The organism is Tessaracoccus lubricantis (genome assembly GCF_039544535.1).
In the GTDB taxonomy this organism is placed as follows: domain Bacteria; phylum Actinomycetota; class Actinomycetes; order Propionibacteriales; family Propionibacteriaceae; genus Arachnia; species Arachnia lubricantis.
In genome coordinates this window covers 63,873-87,707 of record NZ_BAABLV010000008.1, presented here as the reverse complement: position 1 = coordinate 87,707, position 23,835 = coordinate 63,873, and the positions used below count along the sequence as shown (strand labels likewise).

Here is a 23,835-nt window from a genome sequence, read left to right as displayed (position 1 = left end):
CTGCTGGGGGGAACAATGTGAACATGCACGTCGACCATCTGATCTTCGCGACCGGTCCAGACGGCCTCAAGGCTGAGGCTGAGCGGCTGGCTGATGCGCTGGGCACTGACTACAAGGACGGCGGTTTCCATCCGCGGTTCGGTACCCGCAACCACATCATCCCCCTCGCGGACGCCCGCTACATCGAGGTCGTCGAGGTCCTCGACCACCCCGCGGCGGACAAGGCCGCCTTCGGCCAGGCCGTGCGCGCCCGCTCCGAGATGGGCGGCGGCTGGCTGGGCTGGGTGTTGAGCGTCGCCGACATCTCGCCCTATGAGCAGCGCCTCGAGCGCTCCGCCGTGCCCGGCTCGCGCCAGTTCCCCGACGGACGCCGCCTCGAGTGGGTGCAGATCGGCATTCGCGGCCTCATCGCGGACCCGCAGCTGCCCTACTTCCTCGAGTGGAAGTCCGACGACTCACTGCGTCCCGCCGCCCTGCACGGCGACTGCACGCTGAAGCAGTTGCAGATCTCCGGCTCCGCCGACCGCCTCTCCGAGTGGCTGGGCGTCGAGGTGGCAGGCCAGATCGATGGCATCGACCTGGACCTGGTCGCCCCGCACGGCACCCCGGGCATCAACTCGGTCACCTTCGACACCCCCGCCAAGGGCACCGTCACCATCTGACGCCCCGGGTCCACGGGTGTGTCGGTGGTCCGGTCTAGTCTCTGACGCGTGGCGAAGAAACAGGACACCTACACCTGCACGGAGTGCGGGTGGTCGTCCGTGCGCTGGGTCGGCCGCTGCGGCGAATGCCAGGCCTGGGGCACGGTGGTCGAACGCGGCGCACCGAAGCTGCGCAGCGTCGCCGCGTCGGTCCCCACCGAGCAGGCGGTGCCCATCACCCAGGTGCCCGCTGATTCGGCCAGGCGCCGACTGACCACCATCAAGGAGCTCGACCGCGTCCTCGGCAACGGCGTGGTCCCCGGCGCCGTCGTCCTGCTCGCCGGCGAGCCGGGGGTCGGCAAGTCCACCCTCCTGCTCGACGTGGCGGCCAAGTGGGCCCGCTCGGGCGAGAAGACGCTCTACATCTCCGGCGAGGAATCGGCCTCGCAGGTGCGGCTGCGCGCCGAGCGCACCGGCACCGTCGACGACCGGCTCTACCTCGCCGCCGAGACTGACCTCGGCACGGTGCTGGGCCACATCGAACAGGTCCGCCCGTCGCTGCTGGTGCTCGACTCGGTGCAGACCATCTCCACCGCGGAGGCCGACGGCGCCCCCGGCGGCCCCTCCCAGGTCCGTGAGATCACCGGCGCGATCGCGCGCGTGGCCAAGCGCCAGCACATGGCGGCCGTCATCGTCGGCCACGTCACCAAGGACGGCGGCATCGCCGGCCCCCGCACGCTGGAGCACCTCGTCGACGTCGTGCTGACGTTCGAGGGGGACCGCCACTCCGGCTTCCGCATGGTCCGGGCCACCAAGAACCGCTTCGGCCCCGCAGACGAGGTGGGCTGCTTCGAGATGAGCGAGTCCGGCATCGTCGAGGTGCCGGACCCGTCGGGGCTGTTCACCTCCGAGCACAAGGAGCCGGTGCCCGGCACGTGCGTCACGGTCACGCTCGAGGGCAGGCGCCCGCTGCTCGCCGAGATCCAGGCGCTGGTGGCGGCCCCGTCGTCCTCGCCGCGCCGCACCACGCACGGCCTCGACTCGTCGCGCCTCGCCATGGTCCTGGCGGTCATCGAGCGGAAGGCCGGCCACCAGCTCGCCGCGCAGGACGTCTACGCCTCGACGGTGGGTGGAGCCAGGGTGACGGACCCCTCCGTCGACCTCGCGTTGGCGGTCGCGATCGCCTCCGCGGCCCTGGACAAGCCGCTCGCCAAGCGGACCCTTGCCCTGGGCGAGGTCGGGCTGGCCGGCGACCTGCGCCGCGTGCCGGCGGCCGAGCGGCGGCTGGCCGAGGCCGCCAGGCTCGGGTTCGAGCTGGCGATCATCCCGAAGGGGTCACGCGACGTGACCACCAGGGTTCCCAGGCTGGGCGCCATGAAGGTGACGGAGGTCGCGTCGCTGGCCGACGCGCTGGCCGAACTCGGGCTCACGCGCCCCATACCTGCGTCCGGCGGCTGACGGTATTGTTCTGAGCGCCGGGTCGAGGATTCAGAGAGGGCGATCGCAGTTGCGGATTCCGCGGAGCAGCAGTCTCACCGTCAGTGTCATCGTTCTGGGCGTGCTCGCCCTGCTCGCGGGCGGTCTCAGCGTCGCAGCCGTGCTGCACTTCAGGGGCGGCCCCGCCCCGGTGCAGGCCGTGCCGGCCAGCCCCACCCCGGCCGCCGCCGACACCCCCACCCCCGTGGCGCCCAGCACCCAGGCCAGCCCCGTGCCCACGCAGACCGCGCCGGCCGCGCCGCCCACTGAGACGACGGAGGCCGCCACGGTGGCGGGGGTGGTCACGACGCCCGAGACCACCAAGGTGGTGGTGATCGGCGACAGCAACTCGACGGGCGCCCTGGAGGAAACCTGGATCGGCGAGGTGGCGGCCCAGCTCGGCTGGACGGAGGTGGTCAACCTGTCGTCGCCCGGCCGCGGCTTCGTCGCCAAGCCCCGATCCTGTGACTTCAGCCCCTGCTCGAACTTCGCCGGCTCCCTCGACCTGATCGTCGCCGAGGCCCCAGACCTCGTCGTGACATTCGGCGGCACGGCAGACGGCGACTGGGCGCTCGGCGATGCCACCACCGGCTACTTCGAGGCCTTGCGCAGCGCGCTGCCCGACGCCCAACTGGTGGCCATCTCACCGCTCACCGGGGCCGACGAGTGGCCCCACTACATGACGCTGCACCAGCGTTCGGTGAGGGCCGCGGCCGAGGCCGTCGGCGCGACGATGGTCGACGCCGGCCGCATCGGCCTGGGTGAGGGCACCCTGTCCGCGGAGTCCCAGCACCAGATCGCCCAAGCGGTGGTGGAGGAACTCGGCTGACGATGGCACCGCTCCGCATCGAGAGGACACCGATCCCCGGCCTGCTCCTGCTGCACCTGGGGGTGCAGTACAACGACGACGGCTGGTTCAAGGAGAACTGGCACCGGGCCGCGTTCAACGCGGCGGGGCTGCCGGATTTCGACGCCGTGCAGCACAACGTCACGCACACCGTGGACCGGGGCGTGACGCGGGGTTTCCACGCAGAGCCGTGGGACCGCCTCATCACGCTCACCGCCGGCCGGGCCATGGGCGCCTGGGTCGACCTCAGGGCAGGCGGCTCGTTCGGCCGCACGTTCTCGACGGACCTCGACACCGCCGTCGGGCTGTTCGTCCCCCGCGGGGTCGGCAATGCCCACCAGGTGCTCGAGGACGGCACCACGTTCAACTACCTCTTGAGCCACCACTGGCACCCCGACGCCCGCAGCCGCTCCACCGGGGTGAACCTCTTCGACCCCGCGCTCGACATCCCGTGGGCCATCAGCCGCGACCGCGCCCACGTCGCACAACGCGACCTGTCCCTGCCCCTGCTCAGTGACGCGACGCCCATGCCCCCGCGCCGCACGCTGGTGGTGGGCACCGAGACGCCGCTCGGGCGGGCGGTCGCCGGCCGGGTGCCGGGCGCCACCGGGCTGCCGAGCGACGCCTTCGCCGACGGGGCGGCCCCGGTGGACCTCTCCGCCTTCGACACGGTCGTGCACGCCGTGGGGCAACTCGCCAGTGGATTCACCGACCGCCCTGAACAGGGCACCTCCTGGGTGTCCGCCGCCGCCCGCGCCACCACCCTTGCCGACCTCGCACGCCGCCATCGGTTGCGATACGTGCACGTCTCCGCGGATTGCGTCTTCGAGGGCGGGGCTCCGGAGCACGGCGAGGACGCTTCGCTCGACCTGACGACTCCGCAGGGCCGGGTGCTGGCGGCGGGGGAACTCATTGCGGGCACCGTGCCGCGCCACCTCATCATCCGCACGGGCTGGGTGGTGGATCCCGACGAGGGGTTCATCCGCGAGTTGGCCGCCAAGGCCCGGCACGGCCAGCCGGTGACGCTGGCCGAGGGCCAGTACGGGCGCCTGACGTTCCTCGACCACCTCGTGCTCGCCACGCGGCACCTGCTCGACTCCGGCGCCGAACCCGGCACCTACAACGTGACCGGCGACGGGCGCGCCGTCAGCTGGGAGCAGGTGGCCCAGCGGGTGTTCCAGATCGTCGGTGCCAATCCCGCGCTGGTGCGCACCGCGCCGGCCGCCGGGCCGGCCCCTGCCCTGCTTCGCCTCGAGAAGCTGAAGGCCACTGGCCACAAGGTGCCCAACGCCTGGCTGGACCTGATCGACATCGTGCCGGGCGCGAAGCCCGCAGCGGAAGCCGCACCGGCGCCCACTGCGGACCGGCCCCCGGCGAGGGGCAGGCAGCCCTTCCGCGTGCTGTTCGTCTGCACAGCCAACATCTGCCGCTCCGCCTACGCCGACGTCGCGGCGCGGGCCCGTGGCGTGGACGGGTTGGAGTTCTCCTCGGCCGGCATCCAGGCGCTGGTCGACCAGGGCATCGACCCACCGATGGCCGCACTGGTCACGGCTGGCGACGCCACCGCGCACCGCGCCCGGCAGCTCACCAGGGACATGCTGGAGGAGACGGACCTGGTCATCGCGATGGCATCGGACCACCGTCGCTACATCCTCGACAGCTGGCCGGCACTCGGCCGCAAGGTTTTCGTCATCGGGCACGTCGCGCGGGAGCTGGCCAGCCTGCCCCCCGGGACGCCGTTGAACGGCGTGACCGAGCACCTCTGGCGCCACCGCACGGCGGACTTCGCCGATGACGTGGCTGATCCGTACGGCCGGGGCCCCGCCGCGGCCAAGGAGGCCGCCGACGCGATCGACGGGCACCTCGACACCATCCTCGGTGCCCTGACGGAACTGGCCCGCCGTGCCTGAGTGGCTGCGCATCGGGGAGGTGTCGCGCCTCACCGGCCTGACGCACCGCACGCTGCGCCACTACGACGACCTCGGCCTGCTGGTGCCGAGCGGCCGCTCGTACTCCGACTACCGCCTGTACTCCGCCGCCGACATGGAGCGGCTGCTGGCGATCCAGCACCTCAAGTCGCTGGGGCTCAGCCTCGACGAGGTGCGCCAGGTGCTCGACGAGCCCGGCACCGACGCGGCCGACCTGATCGACCGGCACATCGCCGCCGTCGAGGAGACGCTCGCGCAGGAGGGCGAACGCCGGGCCAGGCTGCAACGGTTGCGGGCCGCGGCCCAGATCGGCTGGGACGACGTGCTGGACGTGCTCTCGCTCGGCCAGCAGCTGCAGCACGCCGACCCCAACGTGCGCTTCCGTGCCGCCCTGACCGAGCAGGGCTCGGCGGCCGTCGAGGACCTCGTGGAGCGGCTGCGTTCGGACCCGGAGCCGGAGGTGCGCGAGGCCGCCACCTGGGCCCTGGTCCACCGTGGTGCCGTCGTGATGAACGCCATCGACTCACTGCGCGACGGCGACGAACGGGCGCGCCACTCGCTGGCGCACCTGCTGGGCAAGCTGCGCGACCCGGCGGGCGTGGCCACGCTCGCGGACCTGGCGGGCGATGCCTCGGAGGCCGTGGCCGTGAAGGCCGTCTTCGGGCTGGGCCAGGTCGGCGGTGACACTGCTGCCCGTCGGCTGGTGGAGGCACTGCACGACGAACGGCGAGCGGTGCGCGACGAGGCCACGGCCAGCCTGTCCCGCCTGCCCGAGGCGCGCTGGCTGCTGCGCGACGCGGCGGCCTCGCCGTCGGCGGTCGTGCGCCTGCACGCCGTCGAGGCGCTGGCAGACCACACCGACCCGGCAGACCTCCAGGTGCTGGCCGCAGCGCTGCAGGATGCCGACGCCGAGGTGCGCTACGCGGCCCTCCTCTCGCTCGGCCAGCGGCCGGAGCCGGGCACGGTCAGCGCCATCGAGGCAGCGGCCTCCTCAGGCGATGACCGCACCCGGGCCGTGGCCCGGAGGCTGCTGTCCGACAGGGGGGCGGCTTCGCCCGACCATCAGGGGTAGGCGATGTCGACCCCGCTGTTGGGCAGGGTGACATGAGTCGTCAGACTGCGGGGGCGAGGTGGAAGGGCCCCATGGCGCACGAACGCCCCCGGTCGACGACCGGGGGCGTTCACGTCCTCCCTCAGGACGGGTTGTGCACGCGCTCCGCGAGGAAGCGCCGGGCGACGGCGGCCAGCGCCGCGTCGTCACCCTCGGCCACCCGGGCCAAGGCCTCGTCGGAGGCATAGCCCAGCTGGCCGAGCGCCGACACCGCGGCGAGGCGCACGTCGGCGTCCTCGTCGGCCGCGGCCCTCTCCAGGGCCTCGGCAGCGCCGTCGGCCTCCGGGCCACCGACGTAGCCGAGGGCCTCGGCGGCGTGCTCGCGGACCGCGGTCGAGGCGTCGCTCAGGCGCGCCACCAGGGCCTCGACGCCGCCCTGGCCCAGCTTGCGGAACGCGTCGCTGAGCGCGTCGCGCTGCCAGTCGTCGCCGTCGCCGAGGCGAGCGGCGAGGTCCTCGGCCGCCAAGTGGCCACCGGTGTTGGCGGCAGCACGGTAGGCCTTGAGCGCGACGTCCTTGTGCGGATCCGCCACGAGCCCGCGGACGTGCTCGAAGTGCTCGGGGTTGCCCACCTTGCTGACGACGTGCGCTCCGGTGAAGCGGACGTGCTCGGAGTCGCTGCGCAGCATGGCGAGGATCTCGTCGTTCGCCTCGTCGGCGTGCTGCACCACCGCCCAGGTGAGGTCCTCCTTCACCCGGCCATCGGTCTCGGTCTTGAGGTGCTCGAGGAGCGCAGGGACGATCGCGGGGTCCTTGAGGGACCCCAGGGCCAGCGCGGCCATCCGGCGGTCGGTCCCGACGGTCGAGTCGAGTTGCTTGATCAGGGTCTCCACGTTTCGTGTCATGTCATCGACGGTAAAGCCTCACGCCGCGTGAAGGTCAAGCCCCGCGAGCCGGCTGCCACTACGCTGTGGGCAAACCCGAGGACAGGGGACGCAATGCCGGACATGGCCATGATCACCCGGTTGGGCACGCTGCTGGTGCGCCACCTGGGCGCCTTCAGCACGCAGGGCTCCGAGATCCCGGGCGACGCCCCCGAAGCCCAGCGGACGGAGGAGGACGCCCGCAGCTTCACCCGGTCGCTCGAGGAGATGGGCCCCACGTTCATCAAGTTCGGCCAACTGCTCTCCACCCGCCAGGACCTCCTCCCCGCCGTCTACACCGAAGCGCTCAGCCGGCTGCAGGACGACGTCGAGCCCGTGCCCGTCGAAGAGGTCCGCGCGCGCATCGAGGAGTCGCTGGGCGCGCCGGTCAATGCGATGTTCGCCGAGTTCGACGACCGGCCGCTGGCCGCCGCATCGTTGGCACAGGTGCACCGCGCAGTGACGAAGTCGGGGCGCGACGTCGTGGTCAAGGTGCTGCGGCCCGGCGTGCGTGACAAGGTCCGCAGCGACCTCGACTCCCTGGCCGGGCTGGCGGACTTCGTCGACCGCAACACCCCCGTCGGCCCGCGGCTGGGGGCCGCGCGGATGCTGGCCCAGTTCCGGCGTTCGATGGCCGACGAACTCGACTACCGCAAGGAGGCCGCCAACCTGCGCCTGTTCGCCGAACTCGCCGAGGACGAGCGCGACATCGTGGTGCCCTCCCCCATCGCCGACTACTCCACCGACGACGTGCTCACGCTCGAGTTCATGCCGGGCAGGAAGATCACCGACCTGGGCAAGCTCGAGCTGCTCGACGTCGACGGCCCCGGCCTGGCCGGCTCGCTGTTCCACTTCATGCTGCGGGCGATGCTGGTGGACGGCATCCTGCACGCCGACCCGCATCCCGGCAACCTGTTCCTGACGCCCGAGCACCAGATCGCCATCCTCGACGTCGGCATGGTCGTGCGGCTCCCGTCGCGCGTGCGCACCTCACTCGTGAAGCTGCTGGTGGCCATCGGTGACGCCGACGGCGAGGGCGCAGCAACGGTGCTGGCCAGCATGGGGCACCCGCTGGAGGACTACGATGCCTCCGCCTTCCGTGACTCGGTCACCCACCTGGTCTCCGCCACCCTCTCGATGGGTTCGGAGCTGCAGGCGGGCAGCGTGCTGATGGAGTTGGCTCGACTCTCCGGCGAACACGGCCTCCGGCCCCCGGCCGAGATGACGCTGGTGGGCAAGGCGCTGCTCAACCTCGACCAGACCACCCAGCACCTCGACCCGGACTTCACGCCGATCGAGGCCATCCGCGCCAACATCCCCACCATCCTGCGCGCCTGGTTCACCCCCAGCGCGGCGCAGGCGCTGCTGGGCGGGCTCGAGGGCAAGCAGTTCATCGAGCGCCTCCCCCGCCGCGCCAACCGCATCCTCGACTCGCTGGCGGAGGGCGAGCTCGCCTTCACGGTCAAGGCGATCGACGAGGACCGCCTCCACATGGTGCTGCACCAACTGGCCAACCGCCTCTCGACGGCGCTGGTCCTCGCCGCGATCACCGTCGCGGCGGCGCTGCTGATGGTCGCCGACGTCGGCCCCGGCCTGTTCGGGTACCCGGCGCTGGGCGCGATCTTCTTCATCGTCGCCGCCGTCGGCGGGCTCGTCATGGTGCTGGGGATCCTCCTGGAGGACCGCCCGTCGCGCCGCCGCGTGAAGCGCAACGACCGCCGACGCAAACTCGACGACGACGCCCCCGTAGACTGACGTCCCGACGACAAGGAGATCAGGTGCCAAGGTCAGCCATCCGCCGCTACCTGCGGCTGCTCGCGCCGGGCACCCAGCTGCGCGGCGGCCTCGACCGCATCCTGCTCGGGCGCACGGGCGCGCTGATCGTGCTCGGCAACAACGCGCGGGTGCAGCAGGTCTGCTCCGGCGGGTTCCAGCTGGGCGTCGACTGCACCGAGCAGAACCTGCGCGAACTGGCCAAGCTCGACGGCGCGATCATCCTGTCCAACGACCTCACCCGGATCGTCGCGGCGGGCGTGCACCTCGTGCCCGAGGGGGACCTGCCGACGGCGGAGACGGGCACGCGGCACCGCTCGGCGGACCGCACCGCCCAGTCGGCCGGCGTGCCGGTGGTGACGGTGTCGGCGTCGATGAGCACCGTGTCGCTGTTCCTGGGCGGCCGACGCCACCCCGTCGAGACCGTGCCCCAGGTGATCAGCCGCGCCAACCAGACGCTCGCGACGCTCTCGCGGGTGGTCACGCGCCTCACCGACCAGCTCGAGCAGTTCTCGCAGCTGGAGATCGCCGACCAGGTCACGCTGCGCGACCTCACGCACGTCGCGCACCGGCTCGAACTCACCCGGCGGCTGTCCACCGAGATGCAGTTCCACGTCGACATCCTGGGCGTCGAGGGCCGGTTGGTGTCGCTGCAGCACGCCGAACTGGCCAGCAGCTTCGAGGGCGTGGCGGACCTGCTGACGGAGGACTACGCGCACAACCTGGCGGACCCGTCGGACTTCGACCTGCTCGCGCTGCACAACTTCACGCCCGAGGAACTGTTCAGCAGCGGCTTGGTCGCCGAGCGCCTCGGCTTCGGCTCCACCGCCAACCTCGAGCAGAGCCTCGGTACCCGCGGTGTGCGGCTCCTGTCCCGGGTCGGCCGGCTCCCCGCCCCCATGGTCACCAAGCTCGTCGGCCGGTACTCGCTGCAGGAGATGTTCGGGGCGTCGGTGTCGCAGCTGATGGAGATCGACGGCATCGGGCCCCGCCGCGCCCGCCTGATCCGCGACGCGCTGCTGCGGGTCACCGAATCGAACGGCGGTTCCTGAGCGGAGCGGCTGCGCTATGGTGGACGCCGAACACAGGGGAGCGCCACCGGGGCGCTGAGAGTGCGGGAGGCCGCAGACCCTCAAACCTGATCCGGCTAGCACCGGCGTAGGGAGTTGGGAATTCTCCTCGGCGTTGGCCGAGCCCTCCTGATGAAGGAGCGGACATGAAGTTCATCGCGCAATCGGCCGTGGCGGGCGTCGCCGTGCTGGCCCTCGCCGCCTGTGGCGGCGCCACCCCGGCCACGGAGTCCTCGGCCGAGGACACCACGCCCACCTCGTCGTCGACGCTGACCGTGGTGACCCACGAGTCCTTCAGCCTGCCGGACGAGCTCAAGGCCAAGTTCGCCGCGGACTCCGGCCTGGAGGTGACCTACGTGCAGCCGGGTGACGCGGGCACGCTGGTCAACCAGCTCGTCCTGACGAAGGACTCGCCGCTGGGCGACGTGGTCTTCGGCATCGACAACACCTACGCGTCCCGCGCGGCGAAGGAGGGCGTGCTCGTGGACTACGACCCTGAGCTGCCCGAGGACGCCGCGCAGTACGACGCCGAGGGCCTCACCCCCATCGACTTCGGCGACGTGTGCATCAACGCCGACAAGAAGTGGTTCGCCGAGCAGGGCGTGGCGGTACCCACCACGCTGGACGACCTGGTCAAGCCGGAGTACGCGGACCTCCTCGTGGTGACCAACCCGGCGTCCTCGTCGCCTGGCCTCGCGTTCCTGCTCGCCACCATCGGCGAGAAGGGCGACGGCTGGCTCGACTACTGGGCCCAGCTGAAGGCCAACGGCGTCAAGGTCGCCTCCGGTTGGACCGAGGCGTACTACACCGACTTCTCCGGGGCCGACGGTGCCGGCCCGCGGCCGCTGGTGCTCAGCTACGCCACGTCGCCCGCCTACACCGTCGACGGCGACGAGTCCACCACGGAGGCGCTGCTGGAGACCTGCTTCCGCCAGGTGGAGTACGCCGGCGTCCTGGCGGGCGCCCAGAACGAGGAGGGTGCCCGCGCCTTCATCGACTTCCTCCTCAGCCCCGAGGTGCAGGAGGTATTCCCCACCGAGATGTACATGTACCCCGCCCTGACCGAGACCACCCTGCCCGAGGAATGGGCGAAGTTCGCCCCGCTGGCCCCCTCCCCCGTCGAGGTGGCGCCTGACGAGATCGACGCCAACCGCGAAGAGTGGATCCGTGACTGGACCGAGGCCATGGGGTGAGATCCACCCTCGGCTGGCGGCTGGGATGGGCGCTGGCGGCGCTCGTCCCGGCCGCCTTCCTCGTCGTGTTCTTCGCGTGGCCGGCGGCCGCGCTGGTGCTGCGCGGCTTCCATGACGGCACCTCCTGGACGCTCGAGGGCTTCACCACGGTCTTCGGCTCGCGCCGCACGTGGGGTGCCATCGGGTTCACGCTCGGCTCGGCCGCCGTCTCGACGGCGGCCTGCCTCCTGCTGGGGCTGCCGGGCGCCTACCTCCTGTACCGCTGCAGCTTCCCGGGGCGCGACCCCCTGCGCGCCGTGATCACCATCCCGTTCGTGCTGCCGACGGTGGTCGTCGGCGTCGCGTTCGGCTCGCTGCTGCGCCCCGACGGCATCTTCGGCGGGCTCGACCTGGCTGGTACCCCCACCGCGATCCTGGCTGCCATGGTCTTCTTCAACTATTCGGTGGTGGTGCGCACGGTCGGCACGATGTGGTCGCGGCTCGACCCCCGCCTGGCCCAGGCCGCGGGCACGCTCGGCGCCTCGCCCCTGCGGACCCTGCGCACCGTGACGCTGCCGGCGCTGAGCCCGGCCATCGTGTCGGGGGCCTCGCTGGTGTTCCTGTTCAGCGCCTCGTCCTACGGCATCGTGATGGTGCTCGGCCAGACGCGCCACCGCACGATCGAGACCGAGATCTGGTTCCTCACCACCCAACTGCTCGACCTCCCGTCGGCCGCGGCCCTGTCCATCACCCAGCTGGTGATCGTGTCGGCCGCGCTGTGGTTGAGCGGCCGCGCGCAGGCCCGGATGACCCGCGCGCTGAAGCTCCAGGCGGCGGCCGACGAGGAGCAGGGCCTCTCGCTTGCCCGCGACGGCGCCGCGCTGGCCGTCACGCTCGCGGTCGCCGTCGTGCTCTTGGGGCTGCCGTTGGCAGACTTGGCGTGGCGGTCACTGCACCGCGGGGGCGACTTCACGACGGTGAACTACCTGCAGCTGGCGGCCGAGGGCGGGGCGGGCGTCAGCGTGTGGGAGGCGCTGCGCACCTCCCTGGTGACCGCGCTGGCCGCCACCGCCATCGCCGTCACCCTCGGGCTGTTCGTCGCGCTGGTGGCCTCCCGGCGCCCCCGGCGCCGGGTCGCGCGCTCGGGCCTGGCCGCGCTGGAGTCGCTGTTCCTGCTGCCGCTGGGGGTGTCTGCCGTCACGGTGGGCTTCGGCTACCTCATCACGCTCAACCGGCCACCGCTGGACCTGCGCTCGAGCATCGCGCTGATCCCGATCGCGCAGGCCGTAGTCGCCCTGCCGCTGGTGGTGCGCACCCTGCTGCCCACCCTGCGCGCCATCGATCCCCGGCAACTGGAGGCGGCCGCCACCCTCGGCTCCACCCCCTGGCAGGTGGTGCGCCGCATCGAGCTGCCCCACCTGGGCCGCGCGCTCGGCTTGGCGGTCGGCTTCGCGTTCGCCACCTCCCTGGGCGAGTTCGGTGCCACCAGCTTCCTCGCCCGGCCGGACAATCCCACGCTGCCGGTGCTGATCTTCCGGCTCTTCGGCCGGCCCGGCGCCGAGAACTACGGCGTCGCGCTGGCCGCGTCGGTGGTGCTGGCAGGATTGGCAGGAGTCACGATGGCCGCGGCCGAACGCCTGCGGCCGAAGGAGGTCGCCGCGTGGTAACCGGTCTGGAAGTACGGGGCGTCACCGTCCGCTACGGCGACACCGTCGCCGTCGACGACGTCAGCCTGCACGTGGAGCCCGGCACGGTCGTGGCGCTGCTCGGCGCGTCAGGCTCGGGCAAGTCCACCCTGCTGCGCGCCGTCGCCGGCCTCCAGCCGCTCACCTCAGGCGCCATCGCGTGGGACGGCGAGGACCTGGCGCCGGTGAAGGTGCACAAGCGCAACTTCGGGCTCGTCTTCCAGGACGGCCAACTGTTCCCGACGATGGACGTGGCCCGCAACATCGCCTACGGCCTCGGCAAGCTGCCCAAGGACCAGCAGCGGGCGCGGGTCGCGGAGATGCTGGAGCTCGTCGGCCTCGCCGGCTACGGCGACCGCAAGCCCACCGAACTGTCCGGCGGACAGGCGCAGCGCGTCGCGCTCGCGCGCTCCCTGGCCCCGTCACCACGGGCCATCCTGCTCGACGAACCGCTCTCCGCGCTGGACACCGGCCTGCGCCGCCGACTCGCCGACGACCTGGCGCGCATCCTCCGAGAGACGGGCACCACCGCCGTCCACGTGACGCACGACCACCAGGAGGCCTACACCGTCGCCGATCGCGTGGCCGTCCTCCACGAGGGCCGGCTCCTGCAGGTCGACGCGCCCGAGGCGCTGCGCGAGCGGCCGCACAACCGTCAGGTGGCGGCCTTCCTCGGCTACCGGGCGTTCGTCGTCGAGGCCGAGGCGCACCGGCTGGGCTGGACCGGGCGGCTCGCCACCGGCGAGGTGCTCGGCATCGGGCCGGCCTCGCTGCAGCTCGACCCCGCCGGCGTGGAACTTCCCATCCTCGACCAGACGCTCACGCTCGACGACGTCGAGCTCAAGGTGGCGTTGCCCGACGGCCAGACGGCGACGGTGGCCTCACCGTCGAAACTCGACGCCACGTCGGTGAGAGTCACCCTGATGGGTGGCGCCGTGGTGCCCGCGTGACACAATGTCGCCATGCCGAAGATCGCCGCTGCGTCCGTCGCTGAGCACAGGGCGCAGATCGAGGTCAAACTCCTCGACGCCGCCGAGGCCCTGCTGCGGGCCGGCCTGCCGCTGACCGCGGGCAAGGTCACCCAGGACGCCGGGATCGCCCGCAACAGCATCTACCGCTACGTCGACAGCATCGACGACCTGCGCGGCATGGTCGTCGCCCGACACCTCCCGACGTGGTCCAAGGCCGTCGGCGACGCGGTGGCCGGCGTCGAACACCCCGGGGACCGGGTGGTCGCCTGGGTGCGGGCCAACCTGGAAGAGGCGGCCGACACCGGCCACGGCTGGCTCATGCAGATGGCGCAACAGCCGGGGGCCTCGCGCGTCACCTCCGCCATCGCCGACCAGGCCCACAACGTGCTGCGCGCCTCGCTCATCGGTGCCTGGCGCGCACTGCTGCCAGATCCCGAGCTGGCCCGCCTCAACGTGGCCCTCACCCGGGGCATCCTCCAGGCCGCCTTCGTCCAACTGGACCGCGGCTTCCCGCCCGAGAAGCTCATCCCGGCGGTGGTCGCCGCGACACAGGCGCTCGTCGACGCCGCTTCGGGCCGCCCGGGCGTGTAAATTCCTTTCGGCCGCCCCGCCGCCCCAGTGAATTGCGGAACTAGACTGGCCCCACACTGAGCCACAGGGCGGAAGGTTGTTGGGGGATGTCTTCGCAGGAGTTGGTCGACCGTCTCGTCGCCATGGTGACGAGAGCACACTCCGGGGTCGTGAACGTCTCCGGAGGGTCAGCCGCGGACCGCGCCGCACTCGTCACCGAGTCACTGGCCCAACTCCCCCAGCCGCGGCCAGAGGCCTCCTTCATCGACCTGGACCACCTGGACGCCAACCAGGGGTTGGCCCGGCTGCTCACCGCCATGCGACGGCTCCCCGCCCGGCGCACGTTGGCGACGGACCGCCACTCCACGTGGGAACCAGAGGTGCTGGTGGTGGACCATGCCGAGGTGCTCTCCGGTCGGGAGGCCCACGTCACGGCGGCCGCCGAGCGCGAGGCGGTCATGGTGATCGCCCTCTCTCCCCACCGTCTCGCGGGCGCGCTCATCGCCTCGCTCTCCCTGGGGCCGACCGACCACCGCCCCGGGTCCACCTCCCTCGACGGCGCCCCCCTCGGGCCGGAGGAGTACGCCGCCATCGCCAGGCGGGCCGCGCTGCACAGGGCCGCCGGCGACGACCGCTCCGCCATCGCACTGCTGGCCACCACGTACGACGCGGCCCGTCGCGCCATCTACGAACTCGAGCGCGTCAACGCCCCCATGGCGGCGCGGCTGGCCATCGACCTGCTGCCCGAGGCGGACCGCCGCGGCGACGAGGACGTCATCGGCGACGTCATCGAACGCATGCTGGCCAGGTCCGACACCCCGCTCGAGGTCAAGCGCGACGGGTTCACGTGGCTGGCGCTCATCGAGTCGTTCGCGCCTGATGCCGTCCAGCGGGTCCCCCGGATCCAGAAGAACCTCGACACCGGCGTGGCGATCGCCGAGGCGCTGGGTCGCGAGGACGAACTGCTTCTCCCCCGCCTGGCCGAGGTGCTGACGCTGGGCGTGCTGCGCGACTACGACAGGGCAGGCAGGTCGGCCGACGACGGGCTGGCGATCGCCAGGGCCCTGGGGCTCGAGGGTTGGGAGGCCCGCTTCGAGTTCGGCGTCGCCACCATCCGCCACGTGCTGGGCGACAACAGGGACGCCACCGACATGGCGATGAGCGCCTGGCAGCGGGCCCAACGCGCCGGCGACCAGAAGGCCACCATCTACAGCGCGCTGCTGCTGGGCAGGCTGCCGTCGACCAGGCCCGACTCCCCGGGTGGCCTCGCCGCGCTGCGCGACGCGCTGGACCTGTCCCGCGAGCTGAGCGACCGGCGCCTCGAGTCCTTCACCCTGGTGCTGCTCGCGCTGCAGGCCCTGCAGTCCGAGCACCCGCTGGGTGCCGCGCAGTGGTTGATGGAGCGGTACCGCCTGGTGGCCCGCAACCGCAATGGCAACGCGCTCGTGCCGCACGTGCTGCTCACGCTGGGGTTGAGCGCCCGCATGGGCCACCCGGCGGTGACGGCCAGGCTGCACGGGTCGCTGCTGCAGTGGACGGAACTCATCCTGGCCGCGCTGCCGGCGGTGCTGCAGGCCCGGTACTACGAGGCCGTCGCCGTGGCCCGCGCTGCGCTGGGCGACGCCGACTTCGACCGCTGCGCGGAGGACGGCGCCCACCTCTCGCTGGAGAGCGCGGCGGTGGAGGCCATGGACTACGCGTTGAGGCTGGCCAATCCCGGCCAGGCCGGGGCGCTCGCCGCGCCTCCCGCTGCGGAGGAACTCACTGCCCGCGAACGCGACGTGCTGCGCCTGCTGGTGAGCGGGCACCGCAACAAGGAGATCGCCGAGCGGCTCGTGCTGTCGCCGAAGACCGTGATGCACCACACCAGCGCCATCTACCGCAAGCTCGGCGTGCGCGGTCGGGCGGAGGCCGCCGTCGCCGCCATGCGGGTGGGCATCATCCCGCCCGCGTGATGCGAAACGCGCTGCGGGGTGGGCCCTGGTCGGACCCACCCGCAGCGCGTGTGTGGCGATGGACTAGTCGGCGGTCTTGGCCGGCTCCAGCTCCTGGACGCCGCTCTTGGCGACACCGGTGAACTTGAACGGCATTTCCGCGCCCTCCTCGGCGACGTCGACCTGGACGATCTGCCCGGCGGTCAGTTCCCCGAACAGGATCTTCTCGGCCAGGATGTCCTCGATGTCGCGCTGCAGCGCTCGCCGCAGCGGGCGGGCGCCGAGCACGGGGTCGAAGCCGCGCTTGGCGATGAGGGTCTTGGCGGCGGGCGTGAGCTCGATGCCCATGTCCTTGTCCTTCAGGCGACCCTCGATCTGGGCCACCATGAGGTCCACGATCTGCTCGATGTTGTCCTGCGTGAGCTGGTGGAACACGACGATCTCGTCGACGCGGTTGAGGAACTCGGGGCGGAAGTGCTGCTTCAGCTCGTCCGAGACCTTGGCCTTCATCTTCTCGTAGCTCGACCCGTGGTCATCGGCCCGGGAGAAGCCCAGGTTGACCGACTTCGAGATGTCGCGCGAACCGAGGTTCGTCGTCATCACGATGACGGTGTTCTTGAAGTCGACGACGCGACCCTGGGCGTCCGTGAGGCGGCCCTCGTCGAGGATCTGCAGCAGCGAGTTGAAGATGTCCGGGTGGGCCTTCTCGATCTCGTCGAACAGGACCACCGAGAAGGGCTTGCGGCGCACCTTCTCAGTGAGCTGGCCGCCCTCTTCGTAGCCGACATAGCCGGGGGGCGAGCCGAACATCCGCGACGCGGTGTGCTTCTCGGAGTACTCCGACATGTCGAGCGTGATGAGCGCGTCCTCGTCACCGAACAGGAACTCGGTGAGCGCCTTGGTGAGTTCGGTCTTGCCGACGCCCGAGGGGCCGGCGAAGATGAACGAGCCGCTGGGGCGCTTCGGGTCCTTGAGCCCGGCCCGGGTGCGGCGGATGGAGCGCGACAGGGCGTGCACCGCGTCGGTCTGGCCGATGATGCGCTTGCCGACCTCTTCCTCCATGCGGAGCAGCCGCTGGGACTCCTCCTCCGTCAGCTTGAACACCGGGATGCCGGTGGAGCCCGACAGCACGACCGCGATCTCCTCCTCGCCGACGACGGCGGGGATGTCGGAGTCGCCCTGCTTCCAGGCCTCCTCCTTCTCGGCACGCTGCGCGCGCAGCTTCTGCTCCTCGTCGCGGAGGCGGGCTGCCTTCTCGAAGTCCTGCGCGTCGATCGCGGCGTCCTTCTCCATCTTGTTGGCCGCGATCATCTCGTCGAACTCGCGCAGGTCCGGCGGCGCCGTCATGCGCTGGATGCGCAGGCGCGCACCCGCCTCGTCGATCAGGTCGATGGCCTTGTCCGGCAGGAACCGGTCCTGGATGTAGCGGTCCGCCATGGTGGCGGCGGCGGCCAGGGCCTCGTCGGTGATGGTGATGCGGTGGTGCGCCTCGTAGCGGTCCCGCAGGCCCTTGAGGATGTCGATGGTGAGCGCCACGGAGGGCTCGGCCACCTGGATGGGCTGGAAGCGGCGCTCCAGCGCGGCGTCCTTCTCGATGTGCTTGCGGTACTCGTCGAGCGTGGTGGCGCCGATGGTCTGCAGTTCACCGCGGGCGAGCATGGGCTTCAGGATCGACGCGGCGTCGATGGCACCCTCGGCCGCACCGGCACCGACGAGCGTGTGGATCTCGTCGATGAACAGCATGATGTCGCCGCGGGTCTTGATCTCCTTGAGCACCTTCTTGAGGCGTTCCTCGAAGTCACCGCGGTAGCGGGAGCCGGCAACCAGCGCACCGAGGTCCAGCGTGTAGATCTGCTTGTCGCGCAGCGTCTCCGGCACGTCGCCGCGGACGATGGCCTGCGCGAGGCCCTCCACGACGGCGGTCTTGCCGACGCCGGGCTCGCCGATCAGCACCGGGTTGTTCTTGGTGCGGCGGCTGAGCACCGTCATCACGCGCTCGATCTCGTGGACGCGGCCGATGACCGGGTCCAGCTGGTTCTCGCGCGCGGCCTGCGTGAGGTTGCGGCCGAACTGGTCCAGCACCTGCGAGCTGGTCTTCTCCGGGCCACCCTCGGGCGCGCCGGACATCGAGGCCTCGCGGCCCTGGTAGCCGGTGATGAGCTGCAGCACGGTGTTGCGCACGCGACTGAGGTCCGCACCCAGCTTGATCAGCACCTGCGCCGCCACGCCCTCGCCCTCGCGGATGAGGCCGAGCAGGATGTGCTCGGTGCCGATGTAGTTGTGGTTCATCTGCAGTGCCTCGCGCAGCGAGAGCTCGAGCACCTTCTTCGCGCGCGGCGTGAACGGGATGTGCCCGGTGGGCACCTGCTGTCCCTGGCCGATGATCTCCTCGACCTGATCGCGCACGGCCTCCAGGGCGATGCCCAGCGACTCGAGCGCCTTGGCGGCCACGCCCTCGCCCTCGTGGATGAGGCCGAGCAGGATGTGCTCAGTGCCGATGAAGTTGTGGTTGAGCAGCTTAGCCTCGTCCTGCGCCAGCACAATCACGCGGCGGGCTCGGTCCGTGAACCGTTCGAACATAGAAACTTCTTCCCTTCCCGTCACCCCGCGACTGCGCGCGAAGCAACTTGAGTCTCAAGCTTACTAACGCTTGGAGGGGAACAAAGGTCCTGCGCTTCTCCCGCGGCGAACAGATACCAGGTCGTTACCTCAGTTGGCCGCTTCGTAGGCCGCCACGATCTCCGCGGAGATGCGGCCGCGGTCAGAGACCTTGTAGCCGTTGGCGCGGGCCCAGTCCCGCACGTCGGTGTTGCTCACCTTCCGCGCGGCACCCCGCCCCGAGGTGTTGCGTCGGCGAGCGACCTTGTCGGCCTTGGCGATGTAGGGTGCGAGCAGTTCGCGCAGCGCCTCTTCGTTCTCACGGGTGAGGTCGATGGTATAGGCGTCGCCGCCGATCGAGAATTCCACCGGTTGCGCCCCTTCGCTGCCGTCGAAGTCGTCGATGTGAACCACTCGGACGAGTCGGGCCATTGAAATCTCCTCAAAAGTTGTATCCCGTGACAGTTAGGATTACAGCAGATTAGCGGCCGCCAAGGTCGATGAATAGGGGTATCTGTCGTGAATACGGTGAAATACTGCATCGGTGGGTTGACCCTGCCGCAGCACGAGGGCATCAGCCTCGGCCCGCGCCACCCCAGCAGCGCCGGGCTCATTGCCCTCGCCGTGGACGTCGACGGTGACCACATCGTGCGCGCCGACGTCACCAGCGGCTATGGGCACCGGGGGGCCGAGAAGCTCTTCGAAGTACGCGATTACCGCTCGATGATCATGCTGGGAGACAGGCATGATTGGCTCTCGGCATTCAGCGGGGAATTGTCCCTCACGCTGACACTGGAGAATTCGATGCGCCTCCAGGCGCCACCCCGCGCCGTCATTCTTCGCACGCTGCTGGCCGAAATGGCACGCATTCACTCGCACCTTTCCTTCCTGGGATATCTGGCACCCACGGGAGGCGTGCATGAAAGGCTCTGGGGCGTCATCGAGCGCATCCGCAACCGGTTCCTCGCCTGGACGGGAAACCGGGTCCATCCGATGCTGAACCGGGTCGGTGGCCTCGCCACCGACGCGCCCACCGGCTGGCTGGACACGCTCGACGAGCTCCTCGACGACGTGGCCAGGCTCTCGGCAGACCTGCGCGCCGTCCTCGACCGCACCACCCGGTTCACCGGCCTGGCCCTGCTCGACCGGGCCGACTGCCTCGGCCACGGCCTGACCGGCCCCGTGGCACGCGCCGCCGGATTCGACCCCGATCGCAGGGCCGACGGGTACCTCGCCTACGGCGCAGTCTTCCGTCCGGTGCACGCCCGCACCTCTGGCGACGCCGCCGCGCGCCTGGGCGTCCTCGTCGACGAGGTGGGCACCTCCGTCGACATGGTGCGGGTGGCGATGTCGCTGGCCGCGCACACGCCCGGTGAGGTCAACATCAAGCTCTCGCGCCGCCTGCGGGTGCCCGAGGGCGAACACGCCACCGACATCGAGGCGCCGTGGGGCCTCGCGTCATGCCTGATGAACTCCAGGGGTGGCCAGACGCCGTGGCGGGTGGCGCTGCGCACCCCGTCGTTCGCCAACGTGTCGGCGCTGGGCAAGGCGCTCGAGGGCGCCCACACGGCACAGATCCCCGACGTCGTGGCCTCGCTGGGCTACTCGATCGGGGATCTGGACAAATAGGGGCGTTGGCGCCTCAGGCGTGCAGGCGCAGGTCCGGCAGGACGTCGAGGTCCAGCTTCGCCAGGTCGACGATCGTGGGGTGCTCGTCCTCGCCCCAGATCTCGTCGATGGTGGGGCGCAGCGCGCGGCCCGGCAGTTCCACGATGTTGACGGTCTCCTCGGCCTCGCGGGCCTCGTTCTCGGCCTCCAGCTCGGCGATCCGCTTCTCCAGCGCCACGATGCGGGCCTGGCGCTCGGCCACCTCCGCCCGCAGCCACGCGCTGTTGCCGCGCATGGAGCTCAGCTCCGACTTGGCGGCGCCCAACTGGCCGCGGAGCTTCGCGATGACTGCCTTGAGGTTCTCCGCGCGGGCGTTGTAGCGCTCGATCATCGCGACGGACTCGGCGTGGTGCCGGTCAGCCTGCTGGGAGCGCAGGTCCACCTCATGCTTGAGCTCCTCGGCGTGCAGCGTGCGCTCGAACGCGAGCTGACGCCACACCACCCACGTGGAGGCCACGGCCATGAGGATCGCGACGACCACGCCGGCGCGCACCAACCAGACGTTGCCCGCCAGCGAGGCGAGCGAAACGACGGTGCCGACGGCAAGAATCGTGAGAGCAACAGTGCGCTCGGAGGACTTGTGAGCTGCGCGACGACCAACCATGGGCCCAAGTGTAGGTACGGTCCAACGGGCGCCCGTGTATTGAAACGGGCATGTTGCGCGATTTCTCAGCGCGTCGCGTGCAGCGGTGGTACGTCAGGCCGGCGACGGTGAGGCACCGTCGGGGTGCTCGTCGTCATCGTCGTCATCGTGCACGACGCAGGCCCGCTCCAGCAGCGCGCCGGCGCCGGCCAGCAACAGCGCGGCGACGATGGTGGCGGTGCCCTGCACCACGCGTGCCGAGGGCAGCGCCGCCTCGAGCTGCGACAGGTACCGCATGACGTAGACGATGTGGCCGCCCGCGAACAGGGCGCCGGTCATGATCATCGACTTGCCGACGGCCAACGCGGCCAACCCCTCCTGTGGGGCCAGTCGCTTCTCCTCGATCCGCTTGGGCAGGGCCCGGCTGTAGATGGCGACGGCCACCGCCAGCACGATGAGCGTGATCGGCACCGACCACGGCACGACCGGGGGGAAGGCACCCACGGCCTCGAAGCCCAGGATGACCAACGCGAAGACGACCGCTCCCGCCAGGACCGACACGACGGCCTGCCGGGGCGTGGTCAGCCCGAGCTTGGGCCGGGGCTCCTGCGTGCTCAAAACCCAGTGTTGGCTTGGATCGAGATGTCGCGGCGGGGGGTGAGCACGCTGGCGTCGATGTCATCGAGCAGCTCGGCGATGGGCCCATGCCCGGCGATCTCACCGTTGGGGTCGACGTCGTGCCACGGCACCAGCACGAACGCGCGCTCGTGGGCGCGGGGGTGCGGCAGTTCGATGTCGCCCTCGGAGATGCGCTTGCCCACCATGATGATGTCGATGTCGAGCGTGCGCGGGCCGTTGCGGACCTCGCGGCTGCGGCCGAAGTTCTCCTCGATGGCGAGGCACCGGTCGAGGATCGTCAACGGCTCCAGCGTCGACTCCGCCACGACGACCATGTTGAGGAAGTCGCCCTGCTCCGGGCCCTCCCCCACCAGCGAGCTCTCGTAGACGGGGGACACGTCGACGATCATCAGGTCAGGCGTCTCCGCGAGGAAGTCGACGGCTTCCTGGAGGATGGCGGCCGAGTCACCGAGGTTCGAACCCAGGCTGAGCACCACCTTGGAGATGGGGCGCAGGTTGCCCAGGGTGTCGACGTCGATTTCGAAGGGGCCGTTAGACATGTCTGCTCCTGCTGATCGTGACCGATACATCCGAAAAGGTCTGCGTGAGGGGGGCTCGGGGCTTGTGCACCGTCACCGTCACGCGGTCCACTCTGCCATGGCCGAGGCACCGGTCCGCAATCTCACCGGCGACGGTCTCGATGAGGTCGCGCGGTTCCCCGGTGATGACCGCCTCGACGTCTGCTGCGACGTCTGCGTAGTTGACGGTGTTGGCCAACTCGTCGCTGACGGTGTCCAGGTCGAGTTCCAGGGTGACGTCCACGACGAAGGGCTGCCCTTCGCGGCGCTCCTGCGGGAAGACGCCGTGAAAGCCCGTGGCCGTGAGGCCGGAGAGCGTGATGCGGTCGATGGTGGGAACCCCCTTAGCTTCCAAGGGCACCTTACTAGACGCCCCTCGCGAAGGGTGCCTCGCGGTCCAGACGACGGGCCACGGCGATCGCGTCGGCCTGGCCGCTGACGTCGTGGGTGCGCACCGCCCACACGCCGTGCAGCGCCGACCAGAACGACACCGCGGCGGTGGCGCCGTCGCGGCCCAGCGGCTCGCGGCCGCCGAGCAGTTCGCCGAGGAAGGCTTTGCGGGAGGCCCCGACGAGCACGCGGTGGCCGATGCCCTGGAAGCGGTCGAGGTGGCGCAGCAGCGTCCAGTTGTGGTCCCACGTCTTCGAGAAGCCCAGCCCGGGGTCGAGGATGATCCGTTCCCCGGGGATGCCGGCCCCCAGGGCCTTGTCCCGCTGGGCAAGGAGTTCACGCAGCACGTCGGCGACCACGTCGTCGTACTGCGCGGTGGACTGGAAGCGCGCCGAGTGGTCGCGCCAGTGCATGAGGACGAAATCTGCCGACGACTGCGCCACCACGCCGAGCATGTCGGGGTCTGCGAGCCCACCGGAGACGTCGTTGATGATCCGCGCGCCCGCGTCGATGGCGGCGGCGGCGACGGTGGCGCGCATGGTGTCGACCGACACCGTGATGCCGTCGGCCGACAGCGCGCTGACGATCGGGACCACGCGCCGCAGTTCCTCCTCGAGGCCGACCCGCGCGGAACCGGGGCGGGTGGATTCGCCACCGACGTCGATCATCGAGGCGCCGGCGGACAGCATGCGGCGGGCATGTCCGATGGCGACCTCCGCGTCCACGTACGAGCCCCCGTCGGAGAAGGAGTCGGGCGTCACGTTGAGGATGCCCATCACCAGCGTCACCGGGTCACCGCCCCAGGATCAGGCTCATGGCCTCCGCCCTGGTGGCAGGGTCGCGCAACTGGCCCCGCACCGCGGACGTCACCGTGCGCGAACCGGGCTTGCGCACCCCCCGCATGGTCATGCAGGTGTGTTCCGCCTCGATCACGACGATGACCCCCCGCACGTGGAGGTGCTCGACGAGGGCCTCGGCGATCTGCGAGGTGAGGCGCTCCTGCACCTGGAGCCTGCGGCCGTACATCTCGACGAGCCGGGCGATCTTCGACAGGCCGGTGACCCTGCCGTCGAGTGACGGGATGTAGCCCACGTGCGCCACGCCGGTGAACGGCAGCAGGTGGTGCTCGCACAGGCTGACCAGTTCGATGTCCTTGACCAGGATCATCTCCTCGTGGGAGATGTCGAACGTGGTGCCGAGGATCTCCTCGACGTCTGCCCGGTAGCCCGCGCTCAGCTCGGTCCAGGCCCGGGCGACGCGATCGGGCGTCTCCTGGAGGCCCTCGCGTTCCGGGTCCTCCCCGAGCGCGATGAGCAGTTCACGGATGGCGGCAGCGGCGCGCTGCTGGTCGACGCCCATG

22 protein-coding genes and 1 riboswitch are annotated in these 23,835 nt (G+C 70.9%); of the genes, 13 read left to right on the top strand and 9 right to left on the bottom strand.

The window, feature by feature from the left end:
• The first annotated feature begins 23 nt into the window (after positions 1–23).
• The 5 genes from ABEA30_RS02370 to ABEA30_RS02350 all read left to right on the top strand — a co-directional run bounded on the left by ABEA30_RS02370 (position 24) and on the right by ABEA30_RS02350 (position 5,964).
• On the top strand, positions 24–662 hold the full coding sequence (locus ABEA30_RS02370; protein WP_345578404.1) for a VOC family protein: 639 nt from the start codon (positions 24–26) through the stop codon (positions 660–662).
• A gap of 48 nt (positions 663–710) precedes the next feature.
• The gene (radA, locus tag ABEA30_RS02365; protein ID WP_345578402.1) at positions 711–2,099 is read left to right on the top strand and encodes a DNA repair protein RadA; all 1,389 of its coding nucleotides are present in this window, start codon (positions 711–713) and stop codon (positions 2,097–2,099) included.
• 100 nt (positions 2,100–2,199) lie between these two features.
• Entirely contained in the window at positions 2,200–2,946 is a 747-nt protein-coding gene (locus ABEA30_RS02360) for an SGNH/GDSL hydrolase family protein (protein ID WP_345578400.1), read from the top strand.
• A 2-nt stretch (positions 2,947–2,948) separates the two neighbouring features.
• Positions 2,949–4,874: a dTDP-4-dehydrorhamnose 3,5-epimerase family protein gene (locus ABEA30_RS02355; RefSeq protein ID WP_345578397.1), complete on the top strand. Its 1,926-nt coding sequence runs from the start codon at positions 2,949–2,951 to the stop codon at positions 4,872–4,874.
• Positions 4,867–5,964 (top strand): HEAT repeat domain-containing protein, encoded by a 1,098-nt coding sequence (locus ABEA30_RS02350; RefSeq protein ID WP_345578394.1) that lies wholly within the window; start codon positions 4,867–4,869, stop codon positions 5,962–5,964. Before ABEA30_RS02355 ends, ABEA30_RS02350 begins: the two co-directional genes overlap by 8 nt.
• 121 nt (positions 5,965–6,085) lie before the next feature.
• Here the strand turns inward: ABEA30_RS02350 and ABEA30_RS02345 are convergent, their stop codons facing one another.
• Positions 6,086–6,847, bottom strand: coding sequence for a HEAT repeat domain-containing protein (locus ABEA30_RS02345; protein ID WP_345578391.1), 762 nt, complete (start codon positions 6,845–6,847; stop codon positions 6,086–6,088).
• Positions 6,848–6,940: 93 nt separating this feature from the next.
• On the opposite strand from ABEA30_RS02345, the gene ABEA30_RS02340 reads away from it, so the two are divergent.
• From ABEA30_RS02340 to ABEA30_RS02310, 7 genes are all read left to right on the top strand, one after another.
• The gene (locus ABEA30_RS02340; RefSeq protein WP_345578388.1) at positions 6,941–8,620 is read left to right on the top strand and encodes an ABC1 kinase family protein; all 1,680 of its coding nucleotides are present in this window, start codon (positions 6,941–6,943) and stop codon (positions 8,618–8,620) included.
• 23 nt (positions 8,621–8,643) lie between these two features.
• Positions 8,644–9,690 (top strand): DNA integrity scanning diadenylate cyclase DisA, encoded by a 1,047-nt coding sequence (disA, locus tag ABEA30_RS02335; RefSeq protein WP_345578385.1) that lies wholly within the window; start codon positions 8,644–8,646, stop codon positions 9,688–9,690.
• Positions 9,691–9,714: 24 nt separating this feature from the next.
• A riboswitch (TPP riboswitch) is annotated at positions 9,715–9,820 on the top strand.
• Positions 9,821–9,854: 34 nt separating this feature from the next.
• Positions 9,855–10,901, top strand: a complete 1,047-nt coding sequence (locus tag ABEA30_RS02330; RefSeq protein WP_345578382.1) for a thiamine ABC transporter substrate-binding protein — start codon at positions 9,855–9,857, stop codon at positions 10,899–10,901.
• Positions 10,898–12,547, top strand: a complete 1,650-nt coding sequence (locus tag ABEA30_RS02325; protein ID WP_345578379.1) for an ABC transporter permease — start codon at positions 10,898–10,900, stop codon at positions 12,545–12,547. Before ABEA30_RS02330 ends, ABEA30_RS02325 begins: the two co-directional genes overlap by 4 nt.
• Positions 12,541–13,515, top strand: coding sequence for an ABC transporter ATP-binding protein (locus tag ABEA30_RS02320; RefSeq protein ID WP_345578376.1), 975 nt, complete (start codon positions 12,541–12,543; stop codon positions 13,513–13,515). Before ABEA30_RS02325 ends, ABEA30_RS02320 begins: the two co-directional genes overlap by 7 nt.
• A gap of 12 nt (positions 13,516–13,527) precedes the next feature.
• Positions 13,528–14,127: a TetR/AcrR family transcriptional regulator gene (locus tag ABEA30_RS02315; protein ID WP_345578373.1), complete on the top strand. Its 600-nt coding sequence runs from the start codon at positions 13,528–13,530 to the stop codon at positions 14,125–14,127.
• An 86-nt stretch (positions 14,128–14,213) separates the two neighbouring features.
• A complete protein-coding gene (locus ABEA30_RS02310) occupies positions 14,214–16,061 on the top strand; it encodes a helix-turn-helix transcriptional regulator (RefSeq protein WP_345578370.1) in 1,848 nt (615 codons plus the stop codon).
• Positions 16,062–16,124: 63 nt separating this feature from the next.
• On the opposite strand, the gene ABEA30_RS02305 is transcribed toward ABEA30_RS02310, so the two are convergent.
• Positions 16,125–18,620, bottom strand: a complete 2,496-nt coding sequence (locus ABEA30_RS02305; RefSeq protein ID WP_345578368.1) for an ATP-dependent Clp protease ATP-binding subunit — start codon at positions 18,618–18,620, stop codon at positions 16,125–16,127.
• A 129-nt stretch (positions 18,621–18,749) separates the two neighbouring features.
• Positions 18,750–19,070 (bottom strand): histone-like nucleoid-structuring protein Lsr2, encoded by a 321-nt coding sequence (locus tag ABEA30_RS02300; RefSeq protein ID WP_345578365.1) that lies wholly within the window; start codon positions 19,068–19,070, stop codon positions 18,750–18,752.
• 87 nt (positions 19,071–19,157) lie between these two features.
• On the opposite strand from ABEA30_RS02300, the gene ABEA30_RS02295 reads away from it, so the two are divergent.
• Complete coding sequence (locus tag ABEA30_RS02295; protein WP_345578362.1) at positions 19,158–20,267, top strand: NADH-quinone oxidoreductase subunit D-related protein; 1,110 nt, start codon at positions 19,158–19,160, stop codon at positions 20,265–20,267.
• Between the two features lie 13 nt (positions 20,268–20,280).
• On the opposite strand, the gene ABEA30_RS02290 is transcribed toward ABEA30_RS02295, so the two are convergent.
• From ABEA30_RS02290 to folE, 6 genes are all read right to left on the bottom strand, one after another.
• Positions 20,281–20,910 carry a hypothetical protein gene (locus ABEA30_RS02290; protein WP_345578360.1) on the bottom strand — a complete coding sequence of 210 codons (630 nt, stop codon included), beginning with the start codon at positions 20,908–20,910 and terminating at the stop codon, positions 20,281–20,283.
• A gap of 93 nt (positions 20,911–21,003) precedes the next feature.
• Positions 21,004–21,507, bottom strand: coding sequence for a DUF3180 domain-containing protein (locus ABEA30_RS02285; RefSeq protein WP_345578357.1), 504 nt, complete (start codon positions 21,505–21,507; stop codon positions 21,004–21,006).
• Positions 21,504–22,067, bottom strand: a complete 564-nt coding sequence (gene folK, locus ABEA30_RS02280) for a 2-amino-4-hydroxy-6-hydroxymethyldihydropteridine diphosphokinase (protein WP_345578354.1) — start codon at positions 22,065–22,067, stop codon at positions 21,504–21,506. Before folK ends, ABEA30_RS02285 begins: the two co-directional genes overlap by 4 nt.
• Complete coding sequence (gene folB, locus ABEA30_RS02275) at positions 22,060–22,440, bottom strand: dihydroneopterin aldolase (protein WP_345578351.1); 381 nt, start codon at positions 22,438–22,440, stop codon at positions 22,060–22,062. Before folB ends, folK begins: the two co-directional genes overlap by 8 nt.
• Before the next feature lie 10 nt (positions 22,441–22,450).
• Positions 22,451–23,251 carry a dihydropteroate synthase gene (gene folP, locus ABEA30_RS02270; RefSeq protein WP_345578826.1) on the bottom strand — a complete coding sequence of 267 codons (801 nt, stop codon included), beginning with the start codon at positions 23,249–23,251 and terminating at the stop codon, positions 22,451–22,453.
• Positions 23,252–23,267: 16 nt separating this feature from the next.
• Positions 23,268–23,834, bottom strand: coding sequence for a GTP cyclohydrolase I FolE (gene folE, locus ABEA30_RS02265; RefSeq protein ID WP_345578348.1), 567 nt, complete (start codon positions 23,832–23,834; stop codon positions 23,268–23,270).
• Position 23,835: the final 1 nt, after the last annotated feature.